The 20,008-nt window shown below is 70.7% G+C and carries 16 protein-coding genes; all 16 read left to right on the forward strand.

Annotated elements, in window-relative coordinates; genetic code table 11:
* The first annotated feature begins 184 nt into the window (after positions 1-184).
* The 16 genes from MWN52_RS00100 to MWN52_RS00175 all read left to right on the forward strand — a co-directional run bounded on the left by MWN52_RS00100 (position 185) and on the right by MWN52_RS00175 (position 19,930).
* Entirely contained in the window at positions 185-1,297 is a 1,113-nt protein-coding gene (locus MWN52_RS00100; RefSeq protein ID WP_130532236.1) for an NAD(P)-dependent alcohol dehydrogenase, read from the forward strand.
* A gap of 5 nt (positions 1,298-1,302) precedes the next feature.
* Positions 1,303-2,802 (forward strand): AMP-binding protein, encoded by a 1,500-nt coding sequence (locus tag MWN52_RS00105; protein WP_286575961.1) that lies wholly within the window; start codon positions 1,303-1,305, stop codon positions 2,800-2,802.
* 48 nt (positions 2,803-2,850) lie between these two features.
* Positions 2,851-4,305, forward strand: coding sequence for an aldehyde dehydrogenase family protein (locus MWN52_RS00110; RefSeq protein WP_286575962.1), 1,455 nt, complete (start codon positions 2,851-2,853; stop codon positions 4,303-4,305).
* Positions 4,306-4,430: 125 nt separating this feature from the next.
* Entirely contained in the window at positions 4,431-6,026 is a 1,596-nt protein-coding gene (locus MWN52_RS00115; protein WP_286575963.1) for a carboxyl transferase domain-containing protein, read from the forward strand.
* A 16-nt stretch (positions 6,027-6,042) separates the two neighbouring features.
* A complete protein-coding gene (locus MWN52_RS00120) occupies positions 6,043-7,914 on the forward strand; it encodes an acetyl/propionyl/methylcrotonyl-CoA carboxylase subunit alpha (RefSeq protein ID WP_286575964.1) in 1,872 nt (623 codons plus the stop codon).
* A complete protein-coding gene (locus MWN52_RS00125; RefSeq protein ID WP_286575965.1) occupies positions 7,911-8,375 on the forward strand; it encodes a MaoC family dehydratase in 465 nt (154 codons plus the stop codon). The genes MWN52_RS00120 and MWN52_RS00125 overlap by 4 nt, the downstream gene beginning before the upstream one ends.
* Positions 8,372-9,214 (forward strand): HpcH/HpaI aldolase/citrate lyase family protein, encoded by an 843-nt coding sequence (locus MWN52_RS00130; RefSeq protein WP_286575966.1) that lies wholly within the window; start codon positions 8,372-8,374, stop codon positions 9,212-9,214. The genes MWN52_RS00125 and MWN52_RS00130 overlap by 4 nt, the downstream gene beginning before the upstream one ends.
* Positions 9,214-9,918, forward strand: a complete 705-nt coding sequence (locus tag MWN52_RS00135) for a CoA transferase subunit A (protein ID WP_286575967.1) — start codon at positions 9,214-9,216, stop codon at positions 9,916-9,918. The genes MWN52_RS00130 and MWN52_RS00135 overlap by 1 nt, the downstream gene beginning before the upstream one ends.
* A 2-nt stretch (positions 9,919-9,920) precedes the next feature.
* The gene (locus MWN52_RS00140; protein ID WP_130534204.1) at positions 9,921-10,559 is read left to right on the forward strand and encodes a 3-oxoacid CoA-transferase subunit B; all 639 of its coding nucleotides are present in this window, start codon (positions 9,921-9,923) and stop codon (positions 10,557-10,559) included.
* Positions 10,560-10,879: 320 nt separating this feature from the next.
* The gene (locus tag MWN52_RS00145) at positions 10,880-11,878 is read left to right on the forward strand and encodes a DUF7064 domain-containing protein (protein ID WP_286575968.1); all 999 of its coding nucleotides are present in this window, start codon (positions 10,880-10,882) and stop codon (positions 11,876-11,878) included.
* Between the two features lie 21 nt (positions 11,879-11,899).
* Positions 11,900-12,700, forward strand: coding sequence for an HAD family hydrolase (locus MWN52_RS00150; RefSeq protein ID WP_130524125.1), 801 nt, complete (start codon positions 11,900-11,902; stop codon positions 12,698-12,700).
* A 52-nt stretch (positions 12,701-12,752) separates the two neighbouring features.
* A complete protein-coding gene (locus tag MWN52_RS00155) occupies positions 12,753-13,166 on the forward strand; it encodes a PEP-utilizing enzyme (protein WP_130524124.1) in 414 nt (137 codons plus the stop codon).
* Between the two features lie 31 nt (positions 13,167-13,197).
* The gene (locus MWN52_RS00160; RefSeq protein ID WP_286575969.1) at positions 13,198-14,607 is read left to right on the forward strand and encodes a hypothetical protein; all 1,410 of its coding nucleotides are present in this window, start codon (positions 13,198-13,200) and stop codon (positions 14,605-14,607) included.
* Between the two features lie 4 nt (positions 14,608-14,611).
* Positions 14,612-15,220 (forward strand): hypothetical protein, encoded by a 609-nt coding sequence (locus MWN52_RS00165; protein ID WP_286575970.1) that lies wholly within the window; start codon positions 14,612-14,614, stop codon positions 15,218-15,220.
* On the forward strand, positions 15,213-17,690 hold the full coding sequence (locus tag MWN52_RS00170) for a pyruvate, phosphate dikinase (RefSeq protein ID WP_286575971.1): 2,478 nt from the start codon (positions 15,213-15,215) through the stop codon (positions 17,688-17,690). The genes MWN52_RS00165 and MWN52_RS00170 overlap by 8 nt, the downstream gene beginning before the upstream one ends.
* Before the next feature lie 29 nt (positions 17,691-17,719).
* Positions 17,720-19,930: a helix-turn-helix domain-containing protein gene (locus MWN52_RS00175; RefSeq protein ID WP_130524121.1), complete on the forward strand. Its 2,211-nt coding sequence runs from the start codon at positions 17,720-17,722 to the stop codon at positions 19,928-19,930.
* Positions 19,931-20,008: the final 78 nt, after the last annotated feature.

Consider the following 20,008-nt stretch of genomic DNA (forward strand, 5'->3'; position numbering starts at 1 on the left):
GGATTGTAGAAGGCGCGTGCGACGCGCAGACGACCGAGCGCGGATCTTTGTTGCGCCGCGCCAGCATGGTGGATAGGCCGGCCGCGGTTCTTTGTCCCCGCCGGCCGTGTCGGGCGGCAGGCCTTCTTTGTAGCGTGCCTGCCACGGTCGGGCGCTGCCCGGCCATCTCGACGGAGCTTGATCGATGGTCACGATGAAGGCGGCAGTGGTGCGGGAGCAGGGCGGCAGCTTCGCCATCGAGCAGATCCAGCTGGAGGCGCCGCGCGACAACGAAGTGTTGGTGCGGATCCTGGGCGTGGGCATGTGCCACACCGATCTGGTGGTGCGCGACCAGTACTTCCCCACGCCGCTGCCGGCCGTGCTCGGGCACGAGGGCGCGGGTGTGGTCGAACAGGTCGGCGCGGGGGTGACCAAGGTCAAGCCGGGCGACCACGTGGTGCTCAGCTATGCCAGCTGCGGGGTCTGCGCGAACTGCCAGAAGGGCCTGTACGGCTACTGCCCGGACCTGTACGGGCGCAACTTCAGCGGCGGCCGTCCGGATGGCTCCAGCCCGTGCTGCGATGCGCACGGCCAGCGCGTGAGCGCCTACTTCTTCGCCCAGTCCTCCTTCGGCGAATACGCCCTGGCGACCGAGCGCAACGTGGTGAAGATCCCCGACGATGTGCCGGTGGAGATCATGGGTCCGCTGGGCTGCGGCATCCAGACCGGCGCCGGCGCGGTGATCAACGCGCTCAAGCCCGGCGCGGGCACCTCGATCGCGATCTTCGGCGCCGGCTCGGTCGGCCTGGCCGCGGTGATGGCGGCCAAGGTGGTGGGCTGCACCACGATCATCGCGGTGGACCTCAACGAAGGCCGCCTGGCCCTGGCCAGGGAACTGGGCGCCACGCATGCGATCAACGGCCGCGAGGACGCGGTCGCCGCGATCCAGGCCATCACCGGCGAGGGCGTGCAGTACTCGCTCGAATGCACCGGCCTGCCCAAGGTGCTGCGCCAGGCGGTGGACAGCCTGCGCCTGACCGGCGTGTGCGGGATCATCGGCGTGGCGCCGCTGGGCACCGAGGTCTCGCTGGACATCAACGGCCTGCTGTTCGGCCGCACGGTGCGCGGCATCATCGAGGGCGACAGCGTGCCGGACGTGTTCATCCCGCAGCTGGTGGACCTGTGGAAGCAGGGCCGCTTCCCGTTCGACCGGCTGATCCGCAAGTACCCGCTGTCGCAGATCGACGCGGCCGCGCACGCCTCCGAATCCGGCGAGGTGCTCAAGGCGGTGCTGATCCCCGAGGGCGCGGGAGCCTGAAGGCCATGCTGCGGCCGACCATGACCCATCTGGTGCGCGCGGCGGCCGAACGTTTCGGCCAGCGCGTGGCGCTGACCCTGCCCGGCGAGGGCCAGTACACCTACGGCCAGCTCGACGACCTGGCCGGGCGCTTCGCCGGGGGGCTGGCGGCGCTGGGCGTCGGTGCCGGCGATCGGGTGGTGCTGTATCTGCCCAATGGCTGGCAGTGGATCGCCGCCTACCACGCCATCGCGCGGCTCGGCGCGGTGGTGGTGCCGGCGAACATCCTGCTCAGCGCGCAGGAGGTGTCCTACATGGCCAGCGATGCGCAGGCGGTGGCGGTGATCCTGCCGGCCGAGCGCAACGCGGCGGTGAGCCTGGACGCGGCGGTGCTCCGCATCGCGCTGGGCCGGGCCGAGGGCGCGCATTCCTTCGACGAGGTCCTGGACGGCGTCTACCGGCTGCCGGTGGAACGCGACCCAGAGGATCTGTTCACCATCGGCTACACCTCCGGCACCACCGGCAAGCCCAAGGGCGCGATGCTGACCCATCGCTGCCTGTTCGCCAGCCTGTCCGGCACGGCCACCGTGCACGTGCGCCACGAGCACGACGTGGTGCTGTCCTGCCTGCCCTTCCCGCACGTGTACGGCAACATCGTGATGAACGCGATGTTCCTGGCCGGCACGCGGCTGGTGGCCACGCCGAAGTTCGACCCCGGCACGGCGCTGGCGCTGATCGCCAGCGAGCGGGTGACGCTGTTCGAAGGCGTGCCGACCATGTACTACCAGCTGCTGGCGCACGCCGACCTCGGCAGCGCCGATCTGTCCAGCCTGACCCGTTGCACGGTGGGCGGGCAGACCATGCCGGTGGCCAAGCTCGAGGCGGTGGTGCGCAGGTTCGGCTGCCCGCTGCTGGAGCTGTGGGGCATGACCGAGCTGGCCGGGCCGGCCACCAGCCATTCGCCGTACTGGGCGCCGCGGCCCGGCTCGATCGGGCTGCCGTTTCCCGGCATGCAGGCGCGCATCGCCGACCTGGACGAACCCGGCCGCGATGCCGCGCCCGGCACGCCCGGCGAGCTGCTGGTGCGCGGCCCGCTGGTCACCACCGGCTACTACAACAACCCGGCCGCCACCGCGCAGGCGCTGGACGCGCAGGGCTGGCTGGCCACCGGCGACATCGCCTACGCCGACGCCGACGGCTATCTGTTCGTGGTCGACCGCAAGAAGGACATGATCATCACCGCCGGCTACAACGTGTACCCGGCCGAGCTGGAGCAGGTGGTGGCCATGCACCCGGACGTGGTGATGACCGCCGTGGCCGGCTTTCCCGACGAGGAGAAGGGCGAGATCGCCGTGGCCTTCGTCGTGCGCCGTCAGGGCGCGGCCCTGGACGAGGCCACGCTGCTGAGCCACTGCCGCCGCCACCTGGCCGCCTACAAGGTGCCGCGCTCGGTGCGCTTCGTCCACGACCTGCCCAAGACCAGCACCGGCAAGCTGATGCGCCGTGCGCTGGCCGACATCGCCTGACGACGCTCCTTCCCGTTCCGCACCCCTACCCGCATGAGGTGACCTGCCATGCCCATCGACTTCTTCAAGGACTACACCCTGACCATCGACGGCCAGGCCGCGACCTCGGCCGCGACGCTGGAGGTGATCAACCCGGCCAACGAGCAGGTGATCGCGCGCGTGCCCGACGCCAGCCGCGACCAGCTCGATGCCGCGGTGGCCGCGGCCAAGCGCGTCTTCCCGGCGTGGAGCGCGCTGCCGCTGGCCGAGCGCCAGCGCTACGTCGCGCGCATCGGCGATGCGATCGAGCGCCACGCCGAGGACTTCATGAAGCTGCTCACCCTGGAGCAGGGCAAGGCGCGCCAGGGCGCCGAATGGGAGATCGGCGGCGCGGCGATCTGGTGCCACGAGATCGCCAAGCAGGAGCTGCCGCTGCACGTGGTCGAGGACACCGGCACGCGCCGGGTGGAGACACGCCGCGTGCCGCTGGGCGTGGTCGGCGGCATCACCCCGTGGAACTTCCCGGTGCTGCTGGCGATCTGGAAGATCGCCCCGGCGCTGGTGGCCGGCAACACCATGGTGCTCAAGCCCTCGCCCTACACCCCGCTGACGACGCTCAAGCTGGGCGAGCTGCTGCGCGGCGTGCTGCCCGACGGCGTGCTCAACATCGTCTCCGGCGGCAACGAACTGGGCGCCTGGATCACCGCGCACCCGGACATCGCCAAGGTCAGCTTCACCGGCTCGACCGCGACCGGGCGCAAGATCATGGAATCGGCCTCGGGCAACCTCAAGCGCATCACCCTGGAACTGGGCGGCAACGACCCGGCCATCGTGCTGCCGGACGTGGACGTGGAGGAGGTGGCCGAGAAGCTGTTCTGGGCGAGCTTCCAGAACAGCGCGCAGTTCTGCGTGGCGGCCAAGCGCCTGTACGTGCACGAGGACATCTACGACGACCTGGCCAAGGCCCTGGTGGCCTACGCCAGGACCGTGCAGGTCGGCGACGGCGCGCTGCCGCAGACCCAGCTGGGCCCGATCCAGAACCGCATGCAGTTCGAAAAGCTCAAGAACCTGCTGGCCGACGCCAAGGCCAACAAGCTGCGCTTCCTGCTCGGCGGCGACATCCCCGACCAGCCCGGCTACCTGGTGCCGATCACCCTGATCGACAACCCGCCCGACGACAGCCGCGTGGTGCGCGAGGAGGCCTTCGGCCCGGTGCTGCCGCTGCTGAAGTTCAAGGACGTGGACGAGGTGGTCGCGCGCGCCAACGACACCGAATACGGCCTGGCCGCCTCGGTCTGGTCGCGCGACGTGGAGGCCGCGCGCAAGGTGGCCGAGCGCATCGACGCCGGCACGGTGTGGATCAACGAGATCCACACCTTCTCCCCGCACGTGGCCTTCGGCGGGCGCAAGCAGTCCGGCATCGGCATCGAGAACGCGCTGGAAGGCCTGGCCGAATACACTGCGGTGCAGACCCTGGCCATCAATCGCGCGCAGGCCAGCGACGCGGGGCGCAAGGCCGCCTGAGGGCGGCCACGCCCGGCGCCGCCAGGCCGGGCATCGATGCGTTCGTTGTGCAGTGCGCGATGCGTCTTGCCTCGCGCCGCTGCCACCCTGCGCGTGCCCGCACGTTTCGCAACACGAGACCCGATGTGACTGTCCTCACCAGCCTGATCGACCTGGACGCCGCCTCCAGCCAAGCCAATGCCCAGCACAACCGCGCCCTGGCCCAGCAGCTGCGGGAGCGCGTGGCCAGCGCCGCCCTGGGCGGCTCGGCGCAGGCGCGCGAGCGCCACCTGGCCCGCGGCAAGCTGCTGCCGCGCGAACGGGTCAACCGCCTGCTCGACCCGGGCTCGCCCTTCCTGGAGATCGGCGCGCTGGCGGCCAACGGCATGTACGAGGACAGCGCGCCCGGCGCCGGGGTGATCGGCGGTATCGGCCGGGTCAGCGGGCGCGAGGTGATGATCCTGGCCAACGATTCGACGGTGAAGGGCGGCGCCTACTTCCCGATGACGGTCAAGAAGCACCTGCGCGCGCAGGAGATCGCGCTGGAGAACCACCTGCCGTGCATCTACCTGGTCGATTCGGGCGGCGCCAACCTGCCGCACCAGTCCGAGGTGTTCCCCGACCGCGAGCACTTCGGCCGCATCTTCTACAACCAGGCGCAGATGTCGTCCAAGGGCATCGCCCAGATCGCCTGCGTGATGGGCAGCTGCACCGCCGGCGGTGCCTACGTGCCGGCGATGAGCGATGAGACCATCATCGTGCGCGGCCAGGGCACGATCTTCCTGGCCGGCCCGCCGCTGGTGAAGGCGGCCACCGGCGAGGAGATCTCGGCCGAGGAGCTGGGCGGCGCCGACACCCACGGCCGGCGCTCGGGCGTGGTCGACCACGTGGCCGAGGACGACGAACACGCGCTGTTGCTGGTGCGCCAGATCGTGGCCACGCTCAACCATCCCAAGACAGTGGACATCGACCTGCAGCCGCCGCGGCCGCCGCGCCTGCCGGCCGAGGACCTGTACTCGATCATTCCGCAGGACGTGCGCGCGCCCTACGACGTGCACGAGGTGATCGCGCGCCTGGTCGATGGCTCGGAGCTGCACGAGTTCAAGCCGCTGTACGGCGCCACGCTGGTGTGCGGCTTCGCGCGCATCTGGGGCATCCCGGTGGCGATCCTGGCCAACAACGGCGTGCTGTTCTCCGAAAGCGCGCAGAAGGGCGCGCACTTCATCGAACTGGCCTGCCAGCGCCGGGTGCCGCTGCTGTTCCTGCAGAACATCTCCGGCTTCATGGTCGGCGGCAAGTACGAGGCCGAGGGCATCGCCAAGCACGGCGCCAAGCTGGTCACCGCGGTGGCCACCGCCAGCGTGCCCAAGATCACCGTGCTGATCGGCGGCAGCTTCGGCGCGGGCAACTACGGCATGTGCGGGCGTGCCTACAGTCCGCGCTTTTTGTTCACCTGGCCCAATGCGCGCATCTCGGTGATGGGCGGCGAGCAGGCCGCCTCGGTGCTGGCCACCGTGCACCGCGACGCGGCCAGCTGGACGCCCGAGCAGCTGGAGGCCTTCAAGACGCCCATCCGCGAGGTCTACGAGCGCGAGGGCAATCCTTACTTCGCCACCGCGCGCCTGTGGGACGACGGCATCATCGACCCGGCGCAGACCCGCGACGTGCTGGGGCTGGCGTTCTCGGCCACCTTGAACGCACCCATTCCGCAGGCCGCACGCTTCGGCGTGTTCCGCATGTGATCGCCAGGAGAGTCCCATGATCGAGAGCCTGCTGATCGCCAACCGCGGCGAGATCGCCCGCCGCATCCTGCGCACCGCCCAGCGCCTGGGCGTGCGCACCATCGCCGTGTACTCCGAGGCCGATGCCGGCCTGCCGTTCGTGCGCGAGGCCGACCAGGCCGTGTGCATCGGCCCGGCGCCGGCGCGCGAGAGCTATCTGTCCGCCGACAAGCTGCTCGCCGCGGCGCGCCAGACCGGCGCGGCCGCGATCCATCCCGGCTACGGCTTCCTGTCGGAGAACGCCGAATTCGCCGACGCCGTGATCGCCGCCGGGCTGGTCTGGGTGGGCGCGCCGCCGGCGTCGATCCGCGCGATGGGGCGCAAGGACGCGGCCAAGGCGCGCATGCAGGCGGCCGGCGTGCCGGTCACGCCGGGCTATCTGGGCGAGGACCAGTCGACGCCGCGCCTGCAGCGCGAGGCGGATGCCATCGGCTATCCGGTGCTGATCAAGGCCGTGTCCGGCGGCGGCGGCAAGGGCATGCGCAAGGTCGATGCGGCGGCCGACTTCGCCGCCGCGCTGGACAGCTGCCGGCGCGAGGCCGCCGCGGCCTTCGGCGACGACCGCGTGCTGCTGGAGAAGTACGTCAGCAATCCACGCCACATCGAGGTGCAGGTGTTCGGCGACACGCACGGCAACGTGGTGCACCTGTTCGAACGCGACTGCTCGCTGCAGCGCCGCCACCAGAAGGTGATCGAGGAGGCGCCCGCGCCCGGCATGGATGCGGCCACGCGCCAGGCGCTGTGCGCGGCGGCGGTGAAGGCCGCACGCGCGGTGGATTACGTGGGCGCCGGCACCATCGAGTTCATCGCCGATGGCTCGCAGGGCCTGCGCGCCGACGCGATCTGGTTCATGGAAATGAATACCCGGCTGCAGGTCGAGCATCCGGTGACCGAGTCGATCACCGGGCAGGACCTGGTGGAGTGGCAGTTGCGCGTGGCCTCGGGCGAGGCGCTGCCGCTGGCGCAGGACCAGCTGGCGATCCATGGCTGGGCGATGGAGGCGCGGCTGTACGCGGAGAACCCGTCCAACGGCTTCCTGCCGTCGATCGGTCCGCTCGAGCGCCTGCGCCTGCCAGAGGGCATCCGCGTGGATAGCGGCGTGGAGGAAGGTGGTGAGGTCAGCCCGTTCTACGACCCGATGATCGCCAAGCTCATCGCCCATGCGCCCACGCGCGCGCAGGCCGCGCGCCGCCTGGCGCAGGCCTGCGCCCAGGTGCAGGTGTGGCCGGTGCGCACCAATGCGGCGTTCCTGGCGCGCACCGCGGCGCATCCGCAGTTCGTCGCCGGGCAGGTCGATACCGGCTTCATCGCGCGGCATCTGGACGCGCTGCTGCCGCCGGCCGTGCCGCCGCCGGCGCTGCTGGACCAGGCCGCCACTGCGCTGCTGCCGGCGCCGGACGGCAGCCCGTGGACGGCGCTGCGCGGCTTCCGCGCCAATGCGTCGCGCGAGCATCGCGCCGCGGTGCGCGTGGGCGAGGCGATCCACCTGGCGCAATGGCATGCCGGCCCGGCGCCCGCGCTGGTGACGGTGGAGGGCACGCAGCTGCTGTTCGACGCCGGCCAGGCCTGGCCGGTGGCGGCGCCGACGCTGGGCGAGGCCGGCGCGGCGGGCGAGACCGGCGACGGCGCGCTGTTGGCGCCGATGCCCGGACGCATCGTCGCGGTGCAGGTGGCGCAGGGCGAGCAGGTGACGCGCGGCCAGGCGCTGGTGGTGCTGGAGGCGATGAAGATGGAGCAGACCCTGCAGGCGCCCTTCGCCGGCACGGTGCGCGAGCTGAGCGTGCAGGTCGGCGCGCAGGTGAGCGAGGGCAAGGTGTTGCTGGTGATCGAACAGGAGCAGGCGGCGTGAGCGGCGGACGGCACTTTGAGCAGTGGGCGATCGGCGATCGCATCGACCACGTGATGCGCAGGACGGTCACCGAGACCGACAACCTGCTGTTCTCCACCATGACCCACAACCCGCAGCCGCTGCACCTGGACGCCGAGGCCGCGCGCGCCAGCGAGTTCGGCCAGATCCTGGTCAATGGCACCTTCACCTTCGCGCTGATGATCGGGCTGTCGGTGGGCGACACCACGCTGGGCACGCTGGTGGCCAACCTGGGCTACGACAAGGTGGTGATGCCCAAGCCGGTGTTCATCGGCGACACGCTGCGTGCGCAGACCGAAGTGGTGGACCTGCGGCCCAGCCGCTCGCGGCCCGAGGCGGGGCTGGTGACCTTCCGCCACCGCATGCTCAACCAGCGCGACGAGGTGGTATGCGAATGCCTGCGCACCGCGCTCCTGACGCGCTCGGATCAGGCGCCGGCATGAGGCTGCGCTCGCTGATGTTCGTGCCCGGCGACCGCCCGGAGCGCTTCGCCAAGGCGCAGGCCAGCGGCGCCGACGCGATCATCCTGGACCTGGAAGACGCCGTCGCGCCGGAGAACAAGGACGCCGCGCGCGCGGCGGTGGCCGCGTTCCTGCAGGCGCGCCCGCCCGCGCAGGGCGGCACGGTGCTGGTGCGGATCAATCCCATCGATGGCGAGGCCCTGGCGCGCGATCTGGCCGCCGCGCACGGCGCCGATGCGCTGGTGCTGCCCAAGGCCGAAGGCGCGGCCACGGTGCGCGCGCTGGCGACGCATCTGGGCGATGCGCCCGCGCCGATCCTGCCCATCGCCACCGAGACGCCCGCTGCCATCTTCCAGCTGGGCAGCTATGCGCAGGTCGCCGAGCGCCTGTTCGGGCTGACCTGGGGCGCCGAGGATCTGCCGGCGGCCATCGGCGCGGCCACCAGCCGCGAGGCCGACGGCCAGTACACGCCGCCTTATCAGACCGTGCGCGCGCTGGCGCTGTTCGCCGCGCATGCCGCCGGCGTGCCGGCCATCGACACGGTGTATCCGGCGCTGCAGGACGAGGCCGGCCTGGCCGTCTACGCCGCGCGCGCGGCGCGCGACGGCTTCACCGGCATGCTGGCCCTGCATCCGGCGCAGGTGCCGATCATCAACCGCGCCTTCACCCCCGATGCGCAGGCCGTGGCGCACGCGCGCCGCATCGTCGCCGCGTTCGCCGCCGCGCCCGGCGCCGGCGCATTGCAGGTCGACGGGCGCATGGTCGATGCGCCGCATCTCAAGCAGGCCCGGCGCCTCCTCGCGCAGGCAGGAGAGCATTGATGGGCAAGGTCTACGACAGCGCCGCGGCGGCGCTGCAGGGCCTGGTGTTCGACGGCATGACCGTCGCGGCCGGTGGCTTCGGCCTGTGCGGCATCCCCGAGCGCCTGATCGACGCGCTGCGCGACACCGGCGTGCAGGGCCTGACCTGCGTGTCCAACAACGCCGGCATCGACGGCCAGGGCCTGGGCAAGCTGCTGCGCACGCGCCAGGTGCGCAAGATGGTCGCCTCCTACGTGGGCGAGAACAAGGAATTCGAGCGCCAGTACCTGTCCGGCGAGCTGGAGGTGGAGTTCTGCCCGCAGGGCACGCTGGCCGAGCGCCTGCGCGCCGGCGGCGCGGGCATCCCCGCCTTTTACACCGCCACCGGCGTCGGCACGCAGGTGGCCCAGGGCAAGGAGGTCCGCGAGTTCGACGGCAAGCGCTATGTGATGGAGCGCGGCATCCGCGCCGACCTGTCGCTGGTCAAGGCATGGAAGGCCGACACCGCCGGCAACCTGGTGTTCCGCAAGACCGCGCGCAACTTCAATCCGCCGGTGGCCACGGCCAGCCACTACACCGTGGTCGAGGTCGAGGAACTGGTGCCGGTCGGCACGCTGGACCCAGATGCGATCCACCTGCCCGGCCTCTACGTCGAACGCCTGATCGTGGGTGCGCCCTACGAGAAGCAGATCGAATTCGTCACCACCCGCGCCAGGGAGGACTGAGCATGGCCTGGACCCGCGAGCAGATGGCCGCGCGCGCCGCGCGCGAGCTGCGCGATGGCGATTACGTCAACCTGGGCATCGGCATTCCCACGCTGGTGGCCAACTTCGTGCCCGCCGGCATCGAGGTCACCCTGCAGTCGGAGAACGGCATGCTCGGCATCGGCCCGTTCCCGTATCCGGATGAGGTGGATGCCGACCTGATCAACGCCGGCAAGCAGACCGTGAGCCAGCTGCCGTCGAGCAGCTATTTCTCCTCCTCCGACAGCTTCGCCATGATCCGCGGCGGCCATATCGACCTGGCCGTACTCGGCGCGATGGAAGTCTCCGAGACCGGCGACATCGCCAACTGGATGATCCCCGGCAAGATGGTCAAGGGCATGGGCGGCGCGATGGACCTGGTCGCCGGGGTCAAGCGCATCGTGGTGGTGATGGAGCACACCGCGCGCAACGGCGATCCCAAGTTCCTGACCCAATGCACGCTGCCGCTGACCGGCCAGGACGTGGTGGACATGATCGTCACCGACCTGTGCGTGTTCGCGCGCGAGCGCGGCGGGCGCTTCGCGCTGGTCGAGCTGGCGCCGGGCGTCAGCGCCCAGGATGTGCGCGAGCGCACCACCGCGCATTACGACCTGGCGCTGTGAGCTTTGCGCCCTTCTCCCGTTGGGAGAGGGGTTGGGGCGCGGGTGAAGCCTCATGCGGTCGAAGAAGGGGCGGGCTTGGCCCGGACCCTCATCCGCCCCTTCGGGGCACCTTCTCCCGATGGGAGAAGGGACATCAGCTGCCGCCTGCCGATGGGCGAGGGAATCCGGCGCTGTCTTTCGATGCGAGAACGCGATCCCACGCTGCACAGCACAATCCACCACGGCAAGCCACGCGCGCGTTTTTGTCCCCACCAGCCATGTGCAGCCGCGCAGCCAACCCATAGCCTGATCCCACGCCGCAACCGTACGCAGCCTGCCCCATGATCAAGCCCGAAGACGCCCGCTTCCACGCCCCCGACGCCGACAAGCCGCTGTGGGCCGAGACCAATTACTTCGGCTTCTACAATGCGCAGCGTGGGATCAACATCGGCGTCTATGCGCTGTTCCGCACCCAGCTGCGCACGGTCAATTCCTCGATCTGCGTGAGCAGCCGCTTCGCGGTGACGCCGTGGGAAGCGGACTACGTGGACTGGCAGGCCTCGATCCCGATGCCGGCCGACTGCGACCTGCTCGACTACAGCCTGCCCAACGGCCTGCGGGTGAAGACGCTGGAGCCCAACATGGCCTGGCACATCCGCTTCGACGATGCCGATCAGCTGAAGATCGACGTGACCTATCGCGCGATCATGCCGCCCTTCGACATCCACGATCCGGAGCAGGATCCGATGGTGGCCGCCGCCAGTGCGGCCGGCAAGTTCGCCTGGGGCACGGCCTACAACGGCCACTTCGACCAGAGCGGGCACTTCGAAGGCCAGGTGGTGCTGCGCGGCGAACAGATCCCGATCGACTGCGTGTCGACCATGGACCACAGCTGGGGCCCGCGCCCGGAGCGCGGCGCGCCCAACATGTCCTGGCTGCATGCGCACGTGTCCAAGGACCTGGCCGTGCACGCGATCTTCGGCTTCGACCCGGCCGTGGACGATGGCGCGCTGTCGCTGACCCATGGCTATGTGGTCGAGCGGGGCCAGGTCTTCGGCTTCAAGGCCGGCAAGGGCAAGGTGCTGCGCAAGGTCGACCGCTATGCCGACACCGTCGAGCTGGAGCTGACCGACAGCGAGGATCGGGTCTGGAAGCTGCGCGGCAAGGGCATGACCAGTTTCCCGTGGCAGTGCTACGCCAATACGGTGGGCTTCAACGTGCTGGCGCGCTGGGACGTCAATGGCGAGGTGGGCTACGGCGAGCTGCAGGAATTCTTCGAACTGCCTGCGCTGACCCGGCTCAACGCCGATGCGCGCACCCGCCGCCTGATCCACGCCTGAGCCTTGAGGACGCCCAGGCCCATGAACGCTCCCACCCCCGTGCGCGCCGTCCTGTTCGACCTCGACGGCACGCTGGTGCAGACGCGGGAGTCGTCCTGGGTGCTGTTCGAGCGTACCAACCGGGAGTTCGCGCTGGGCATCGACACGCGCGAGGAATACTTCGCGGTGTTCAAGGAGAACATGTTCGTCTCGCTGGCCAAGCTGGTGCCGGACCAGGCCAAGCGCGATGCGGCCATCGCCCACTTCCTGGAGCTGCTGCGCCGCGAGTACGCGCCGCCGCTGGTGCCGGGCATCGCCGATGTGGTCAAGACGCTGGCCCAGACCATGGTGCTGGGCATCGTCTCGACCAACAGCACCGAGGCCATCGCGCGGGTGGTGCGCGAATCGGGGCTGGAGTCGTACTTCGCCCACATCTTCGGCGGCGATATCGAGCCGGACAAGCGCGAGGCGATCCGCAAGTTCCTCGCCGACCCGTCCTATGCCACGCGCCGCCAGGGCCATGACGCCTACGAGGAGAAGTCGCCGCGCGGCCTGGCGCCGGACGAAGTCGTGCTGGTCACCGACACCGTCGGCGACACCCTGCATGCGCGCGAATGCGGCGTGCGCGTGATCGGCGTGACCTGGGGCCTGCACGAGGCCGGCGCGCTGCGCGACGCCGGGGCCGAGACCATCGCGCACTGGCCGCAGGAGCTGCTGTCCTGGCTGGCCCCTTCCATCCGCGCCATCCAGGCTCAGGACGCCGCCGGCCATGCCTCGCCCGCGCCGGCCGACGGCGGCGCCACCGTCACCCGCATCGCCGGCAAGAAACACCCCACTTCGTAGGACGCCCTCGCGGGCGGCCGATCCCAATACGCGTTCCTGGGAGGGAACAACGATGAGTGTCATCGCACAGGGTTACAACAGCTTCGAGAGCAAGAAGTCGCCCGAGGGCGAGGTGATCTACCTGCCCAATCCGCAGTCGGTGATCAAGCTGATCCAGAGCGGCAAGCTCAAGCAGCACATCCTGCTGGTCCAGGGCGGCACCACGACCTTCCTCTCGCCGGCCATCAGCATGGGCGCCATCGGCGTGATCACCCTGTCCGGCGCGCCGGAGTCGCACCTGGGGATCCTGTCACGCGAGTTCCAGATGCCTTGCATCATGACCACCTACCTGCTCGACAGCGATGCCCGCTACGTCACCGGCGGCGACAACGACGCGCACTTCAAGGCCATGATCGAGCGCCTGGAAGGCAAGCGCGTGCGCCTGGACGTGACCGACGCCGAGTTCGGCCGCGTCGTCGAAGCCTGACCCCATCGCCGGTATCCGGGAGGATCCACACATGAGCAACTACAAGCAGCGCTACACCCCCGACGACGACGGCCTGCGGTTCCAGGACCTGACCTACGTCGGCAACTTCAAGGGCATGGAGCCGGTGCGCGACGGCATCATCGGCGACCGCGTGATGCGTAGCCGCGCCAAGAGCCGCGTGCTGGAGAAGGTCTCGCGCGAGGACGTGCTGCGCGACCAGTTCACCCTGGACGAACTCAACGACCTCAACAACTACCTGGCCTGGAACATCTGGGACGTGCTGGTGATGCGCGCCACCGAGGGCGTGTCGGGCATGATCCCGCGCCAGGAATACGAGATCCTGGCCTTCATGAACGAGTTCTACCGCTGGCCGGAGATCCTGCGCATGACCACCGACGAGGTGGGCGCCGAGGGCGTGATGCAGATCGGCGCCACCGCCAAGCGCGAGATCGGCATCAAGGTCAACGCGGTGCACGACTGGTGCATCGGCGCGGTCGGCTTCGGCATGGGCCGCTGCGGCCTGCTGGCGCTGGAGGCGATCAAGCCCAACGACTACGTCGAGGAGAGCAACACCATCCTCAAGTTCATGCAGCGCGTGCTGTGGGGCAAGCGCCAGGACGGCTACATCCTCAACTCGCAGGATCGCTATCGCTGCGCCATCCACGACGCCGACGTGATCGAGCGCCTGGCCTCGCAGGTGGAGTGGTTCGAGCCGGAGAGCGACCAGCACGCGCAGTTCACCCAGTTCAACGCCTCGGCCGAGCTGCTGGCGTTCCTGGATCACTTCGACAACCGCCTGGGCCTGGGCGATACCGGCCCCTACGAGCTGCCCGACGGCAAGCTGATGATCATCCGCGACCTGTTCACCAACGAGGAGATCTATCACTGGAGCGACGTGTGCGACGCCAACGGCGTGCCGCACGCCTATTCGCTGCTGCTGGTGATCGACCCGACGTTGCTCAAGCTCGACGAGATCCGCGTCAACGACATCTCCACCACCTTTACCCGGCCCAAGAACTACATCGAGGCCATCGTCGGTGGCGCGGTGTTCGCCCGCGAGAAGTGGAACACGCCGATGGAGGAGGTCTACCAGGTGCCGATCAAGGACCTGGGCAAGCGCCTGGAGGGTATCCAGCAGGCCACCTTCGGCCTGTACTCCAAGCTGGCGCGGATGTCGCGGCGGCAGCTGATCACCAATGGCATGTACACCTACTACATCGACATGATCCTGCCGCACCTGCGCCTGGCCGGGACCTACGAGAAGGCGTGCGTGGACTACGACTTCTGGGAGATCGACCAGCGCGTGGCCAACTACTACTACGAGATCAACAAGCGCGGCTTCGCCCAGGCGGTGGTGCCGCAGAAGATCTTCTCCGGCGAGGGCTATCTGCCCTTCCCCGAGGGCACCGACCTGCGCCGGTCCAAGTACTTCTGGAGCTGAAGCGATGCACGCTTTACCCGACACTTCCGCACCCGCCGCGTCGGTGCCCGACGCGGACCGCTTCGAGCTGCTCAACGCCATCTACCTGCGCAAGATGGCCACGGCCGCCCATGTGGCCGAGGTCACCGGGCAGCCGCTGGCGTCGGTCGAGCAGGCGCTGACGCAGGAAGCGCAGGCCGAGGCGGTGCTGGGGATGGAGGGGTCCTGGCTGCTGATGGAACCCGGCACCGCCAAGGTGCTGGCGTTCTATCGGCAGACCTATGCGCCGCTGCGCGAGCAGGGCGACATCATCGTCTGGTACGAGCGCTTCGAGGCCACGCTCAATCCGCAGTTCATCAAGGCGGTCTCGGACTGGCAGACCTCAGGCGGCGATGCGCGCGCGCAGGAGAAGATGACCAAGCTGGTCGAGCGCATGATCCGCGCGCTCGGCCAGGTCACCGACGACATCCCGCGCTACCAGCGCTATGCCGACCGCTTCGCCCGCGCGATGGCCAAGGCCGACCAGGGCCAGAGCGAGTTCGTGTGCCGGCCCACGGTCGATTCGATGCACAACATCTGGTTCGAGTTCCACGAGGATGTGTTGGCCGTGGTGGGGCGGCCGCGCGATGTCTGAGGCCGCCGTCATGCACACCGACGCCTTCGTCTGGGACGTCGCGGCGCTGGATGCCAGCGACAGCCGGCGCTTCGGCGGCAAGGCCACGGGCCTGGCGCGCATGGTCGCCGCCGGCATCCCGGTGCCGCCGGCCTTCGTGGTCAGCACCGACGCGTTCCGCGCCTTCGCCGAGGGCGGCCGGCGCCTGCCGCGCGGCCTGCATGCGCAGGTCGATCAGGCCGTGGCCGCGCTGGGCGAAACGCTGGGCCGCCGCTTCGGCGGTGGTGCCGGCGCGCAGCCGCTGCTGGTCTCGGTGCGCTCCGGCGCCCAGGTCAGCATGCCGGGCATGATGGACACCGTGCTCAATTTGGGCCTGGACGCGGCCGCGGCCGAATGGCTGATCGCCCAGGGCAGCGACCGGCGCTTCGTCATCGACACCTGGCTGCGCTTCTGGAAGATGTATTCGGAGATCGTGCTGGGGCTGGACGGCGAGGACTTCGTCGAGGCGCTGGCGCCGGTGCGCGCCCGGGCCGAGTCCGGCGCGCTCGACCTGGCCGCCCTGGAGCAGGCCGTGGTGACCTGGCTGGAGGAGCAGGGCGCCGAGAGCACCGCCACCGCCCCGGCCGAGCAGCTGCGCGAGGCGATCGCCGCGGTCTTCCGTTCCTGGGACAGCCCGCGCGCCAAGGCCTACCGCGAGCACCACGGCATCCCGCACGACCTGGGCACGGCGGTGACCGTGCAGGCGATGGTGTTCGGCAACGCCGACGCGGACTCCGGCTCGGGCGTGGCGTTCTCGCGCAATCCCAACGACGGCACCCCGGCGCTGTACGGCGAATACCTGGTCGGCCGCCAGGGCGAGGACATCGTCTCCGGCGCCGCCACGCCGGTGGACCTGTCGCGCGACGAGCCGGGCTACGAGGAGCTGCGCCGCCGCCTGGACGGCTACGCGGACGTGCTGGAGGCGCTCTACCGCGACGCGGTGGATATCGAGTTCACCGTGCAGGCCGGCACGCTGTATCTGCTGCAGGTGCGCCCGGCCAAGCGCACCGCCGAGGCCGCCGTGCGCATCGCCGCCGACCTGGTCGAACAGGGCATGATCGACGCGGCCACCGCCGTGTCCCGGGTCAGCGCCGATCAGGTGCGCAAGCTGCTGCGGCCGGTGTTCGATCCGGCCCAGCTGGCCGCGGCCACGCCGATCGCGCGGGGCATCGGCTCCTCGCCGGGCCAGACCAGCGGCATCGCGGTGCTCGATTCGGACCGCGCCGCCGAACGCGCCGCGGCCGGCGAGAAGGTCGTGCTGCTGCGCCCGACCACCAGCCCGCTGGACATCCGCGGCATGCTCGCCGCCGAAGGCGTGCTGACCGCGCGCGGCGGCGCGCTGAGCCATGCCGCGGTGGTCTCGCGCGCGCTGGACAAGCCCTGCGTGGTCGGCTGCGAGGCGCTGGTCATCGACCCGGATGCGCGCACCTTCTCCACCGCCGGCCGCACCTGGCATGAAGGCGATGCCATCGCCATCGACGGCGGCAGCGGCGAGGTCTATGCGCAGGCCATCGCCCTGGCCGCGCCTGAGCAGGCCAGCGACGGGCTGGAGCGCCTGCTGCTGGCGGCCGAGGCGGCCAGCGGCGCGCAGGTCTGGAGCCAGGGCCTGGGCGCGAGCGCCGCACCCGGCCTGGGCGTGGTGTCGCTGACCGACATCGCCGGCAGCCTGGGCCGGCTGCAGGACATGGCCCAGCGCGTGCGCGACGTCGGCCGCGGCGGCGGCGCCCAGGCCGAACAGGCGCTGGCCGACATCGCCCAGGCGCTGGCCGCGCCGGCCCTGGCCGCGGCCGGGCAGCGCCCGCTGCACGTGCGCATCCCGGTGGTCGCCTCGGCGCGCGCCCGGGTGCTGCTGCCGGACTGGGAAGAGTTCGACCCGCACCTGTTCCTGCCGATGGGTAACCCGGCCTATATCCGCGCCTGGCTCAGCGGCCTGGACGCGGCCGCGCGCGCCGCCGGGCGCCGCATCACCGTGCTGCTGGGCGGTCTGGTCGAGGACGGCGAATGGCGCCTGTTCCGCGAGGCGGCCGCGTCCTTCGCCGCGGTCGAGCCCGGCGTGCTGGTGCAGAACGTGGCCGCGCTGGAGCAGGCCCCGGCCATGCTGGCCGGCGGCGCCCAGGTCTGGCTGGACATGGACGAGCTGGTGCATTCGGCCTATGGCTCGGTCTCGGTGCCCAACGTGGCCGGGGCGGTGCTGGATGCCTACGTGGCCCAGGGCGCGATCAGCGCGCGGCCGGACGCACGGCTGCGCCCGTTCCTGCGCGCGCTGGTGCAGGCGCTGGTGCAGGCCCGGGGGCACAATGGCGAACCGCTGGGCGCGGCCTGCGGCGCGCAGGTGCTGCCGGAGCTGGCCGGCGAACTGCTGCGCCTGGGCGTGCACCGCTTCAGCGTGCCGCACGAGCAGCGCGATCTGATCCGGCTGATGCTGGGTCAGCAGGCCACCGCCCAGGGCTGAGCCTGGCCTGGCAACCGAGGGAGGCGACGATGAGCAAGCCCGAGCTGAAAGTGGTGCGCCAGCGGACCCGGATGCCCCAGGCCGGCCAGGCCGGCGACATCGCGCGGCTGGACCTGTTCGCCCAGCGGCTGTCGGCGCTGCACGACAACGGCCTGCAGGCGGTGTTCGCCGAGGCCGAGCACAGCCTGGCCGAACTGGCCGGCGGGCGCAGCGGCCGCATCCTGCTGCAATCGGCGGTGGGCTGGCGCGACTGGCACCAGCTGGACGTGGCGCTGGATTCCCCGCGCGAGGAAGGCTGGCCTGCCGCGCCGCGCGATGCGCAGTCCGAGCCGACCCTGCAGGGCGATCGCCTCACTCTACCGGTGCGCGCCGGCAGCATCGTGGCCTGGATCGAGGGCATCGCCACCGCCCCGGACCTGCAGACCATGGCCCTGGCCGCGCGCTACGTCGACCTGGCCATCGCCATCGCCGAGCGCCACGAGAGCGCCGCGCGCAACGCCCACGAGCTGCAGGTGCTGCAGGACGTGGCCACCCGCATCCTGCGCAGCGCCGACCTGGACGAGATCCTGCTGCTGGTCACCCACGAGACCAAGCGCCTGCTGGCCTCGGACATCTGCGGCGTGCTGATGCTGGAGGACGAGGAACTGGTCATGCGCTGCAGCGTGGGCCACTTCTCGGTGGAGACGGCCAAGCTGCGCATGCACGCCGGCGTCGGCGTGGCCGGCCAGGCGCTGGCCACCGATGCGCCGTGCGGGGTGGAGAATTACATCGAGAGCGAGTCGATCAGCCAGGACTTCATGCCGCTGGCGCGGCTGGAGAAGGTGCGCTCGGCGCTGGCCGTGCCGATCCGCGCGCGCGAGGCGATCATCGGCGTGCTCGAGGTCTGGCGCCGCCGCCCCTCGCTGTATACCGAGCAGGACCACGGCCTGCTGCTGGCCCTGTCCGGCCTGGCCGCGCTGGCCATCGACAACGCCCGCCTGCAGCAGTCGCGCGCACGCGCCGCCGCGCGCCTGGCCGAGGCCAACACCGAGCTGGCCCAGCGTATCCGTGCCATCGAGGACTCGGCGCGTTTCCAGAAGCAGGTCGTCAACACCATGCTCGGCGGCGGCGCGCTCGCCGCGGTGGCCACCGAGACCGCCCAGCACACCGGCGGCACCATCATCGTGCTCGACCGCGACCTGGCCGTCGAAGTCGCCCGCCCCAGCCAGGGCGAGCGCGGCGAGCGCCTGCTCGAAGGCGTGCGCCGCATCGTCGGCGACGTGGCCGGCACGCCGGAGAACGGCGTGCTCGAACCGCTGCAGGACGGCTACCTCTACGCCCAGCCGATCCTGGCCGGCGGCGAGATGCTGGGCTGGATCGCCTGGTACGGCGCCACCGAGCCGGCCGAGTCCACCCGCCTGGTGCTCAGCCACGTCTGCCTGGCCGTGGCCATGCACCTGCTGGAGCGGCGCAACATGGCCCGCGCCCGCGCCCAGACCCTGCAGGAAGTGCTGTGGGACCTGCTCGAGGGCAGCGACGAGGTGCGCGCCGCCGCGCTGGACCGCGCGCGCGAGCTGCGCGTGGCGCTCAAGGGCCCGGCCTGCGTGCTGCTGGCCACGCTCAACAGTGACAGCCTGGACCAGGAGGATCGCGACGCCCTGCTCGAGGCCGTGCAGCAGAGCGAACTGGGCCGCGCCAGCCTGCTGCACGGCGTGCGCGGCAACCAGCTGCGCATGCTGTGCCGCGCCGGCGACACCGGCCGCCTGCGCGTGCTGGCGCTGCGCATGATCGGCGAGGTCACCGCGCGCGTGCCGCACCTGTCGCTGGCCGCTGGCCTCAGCGGCCCGTGCGCGGACATGCGCGAGCTGCCCTCGCATCTGCGCGAGGCCTCCATCGCGCTGGAAGTGGCGCGCTACCGCCGCAACGGCGCGGTCGCCGCCTACAGCGAGAGCGGCGTGCTCGGCCTGCTGATCAACCTGCGCAGCGAGGCCGACGTGCGTCGGGTCACGCGCGAGATCCTCGGCGAGCTCATGGCCGAACCCGACGCGTCGCGGCAGATGCTGCTGGGCACGCTGCGCACTTTCTTCGAATGCGACTGCTCGCAGGCGGCCACCGCGCTGTCGCTGGGCACGCATCAGAAAACCATCGCCTACCGCCTGTCCAAGATCGGCCGCCTGACCGGGCTGAAGCTGGCCCGGCACCAGGACCGATTGCTGGCCGATATCGGCACCCGGCTCTACTTCATGCTCGAAATGGAATGACCGCCGCGCCCACGCGCCGCTGACCGCGCGCGGGCCACCACATCCCGCCCACCCATGCCCGGCCCGCCCACGCGGCAG

The organism is Pseudoxanthomonas winnipegensis, from assembly GCF_030322905.1.
In the GTDB taxonomy this organism is placed as follows: Bacteria; Pseudomonadota; Gammaproteobacteria; order Xanthomonadales; family Xanthomonadaceae; genus Pseudoxanthomonas_A; species Pseudoxanthomonas_A winnipegensis.

What these genes read in the sequence shown, in the direction of transcription:
- MWN52_RS00150 (WP_130524125.1), top strand. Translation starts at nt 11,900, where the DNA reads ATGAACGCTCCCACCCCCGTGCGCGCCGTCCTGTTCGACCTCGACGGC.
- MWN52_RS00175 (WP_130524121.1), top strand. Translation starts at nt 17,720, where the DNA reads ATGAGCAAGCCCGAGCTGAAAGTGGTGCGCCAGCGGACCCGGATGCCC.
- MWN52_RS00170 (WP_286575971.1), top strand. Translation starts at nt 15,213, where the DNA reads ATGTCTGAGGCCGCCGTCATGCACACCGACGCCTTCGTCTGGGACGTC.
- MWN52_RS00140 (WP_130534204.1), top strand. Translation starts at nt 9,921, where the DNA reads ATGGCCTGGACCCGCGAGCAGATGGCCGCGCGCGCCGCGCGCGAGCTG.
- MWN52_RS00110 (WP_286575962.1), top strand. Translation starts at nt 2,851, where the DNA reads ATGCCCATCGACTTCTTCAAGGACTACACCCTGACCATCGACGGCCAG.
- MWN52_RS00145 (WP_286575968.1), top strand. Translation starts at nt 10,880, where the DNA reads ATGATCAAGCCCGAAGACGCCCGCTTCCACGCCCCCGACGCCGACAAG.
- MWN52_RS00100 (WP_130532236.1), top strand. Translation starts at nt 185, where the DNA reads ATGGTCACGATGAAGGCGGCAGTGGTGCGGGAGCAGGGCGGCAGCTTC.
- MWN52_RS00105 (WP_286575961.1), top strand. Translation starts at nt 1,303, where the DNA reads ATGCTGCGGCCGACCATGACCCATCTGGTGCGCGCGGCGGCCGAACGT.
- MWN52_RS00160 (WP_286575969.1), top strand. Translation starts at nt 13,198, where the DNA reads ATGAGCAACTACAAGCAGCGCTACACCCCCGACGACGACGGCCTGCGG.
- MWN52_RS00120 (WP_286575964.1), top strand. Translation starts at nt 6,043, where the DNA reads ATGATCGAGAGCCTGCTGATCGCCAACCGCGGCGAGATCGCCCGCCGC.
- MWN52_RS00165 (WP_286575970.1), top strand. Translation starts at nt 14,612, where the DNA reads ATGCACGCTTTACCCGACACTTCCGCACCCGCCGCGTCGGTGCCCGAC.
- MWN52_RS00135 (WP_286575967.1), top strand. Translation starts at nt 9,214, where the DNA reads ATGGGCAAGGTCTACGACAGCGCCGCGGCGGCGCTGCAGGGCCTGGTG.
- MWN52_RS00155 (WP_130524124.1), top strand. Translation starts at nt 12,753, where the DNA reads ATGAGTGTCATCGCACAGGGTTACAACAGCTTCGAGAGCAAGAAGTCG.
- MWN52_RS00130 (WP_286575966.1), top strand. Translation starts at nt 8,372, where the DNA reads ATGAGGCTGCGCTCGCTGATGTTCGTGCCCGGCGACCGCCCGGAGCGC.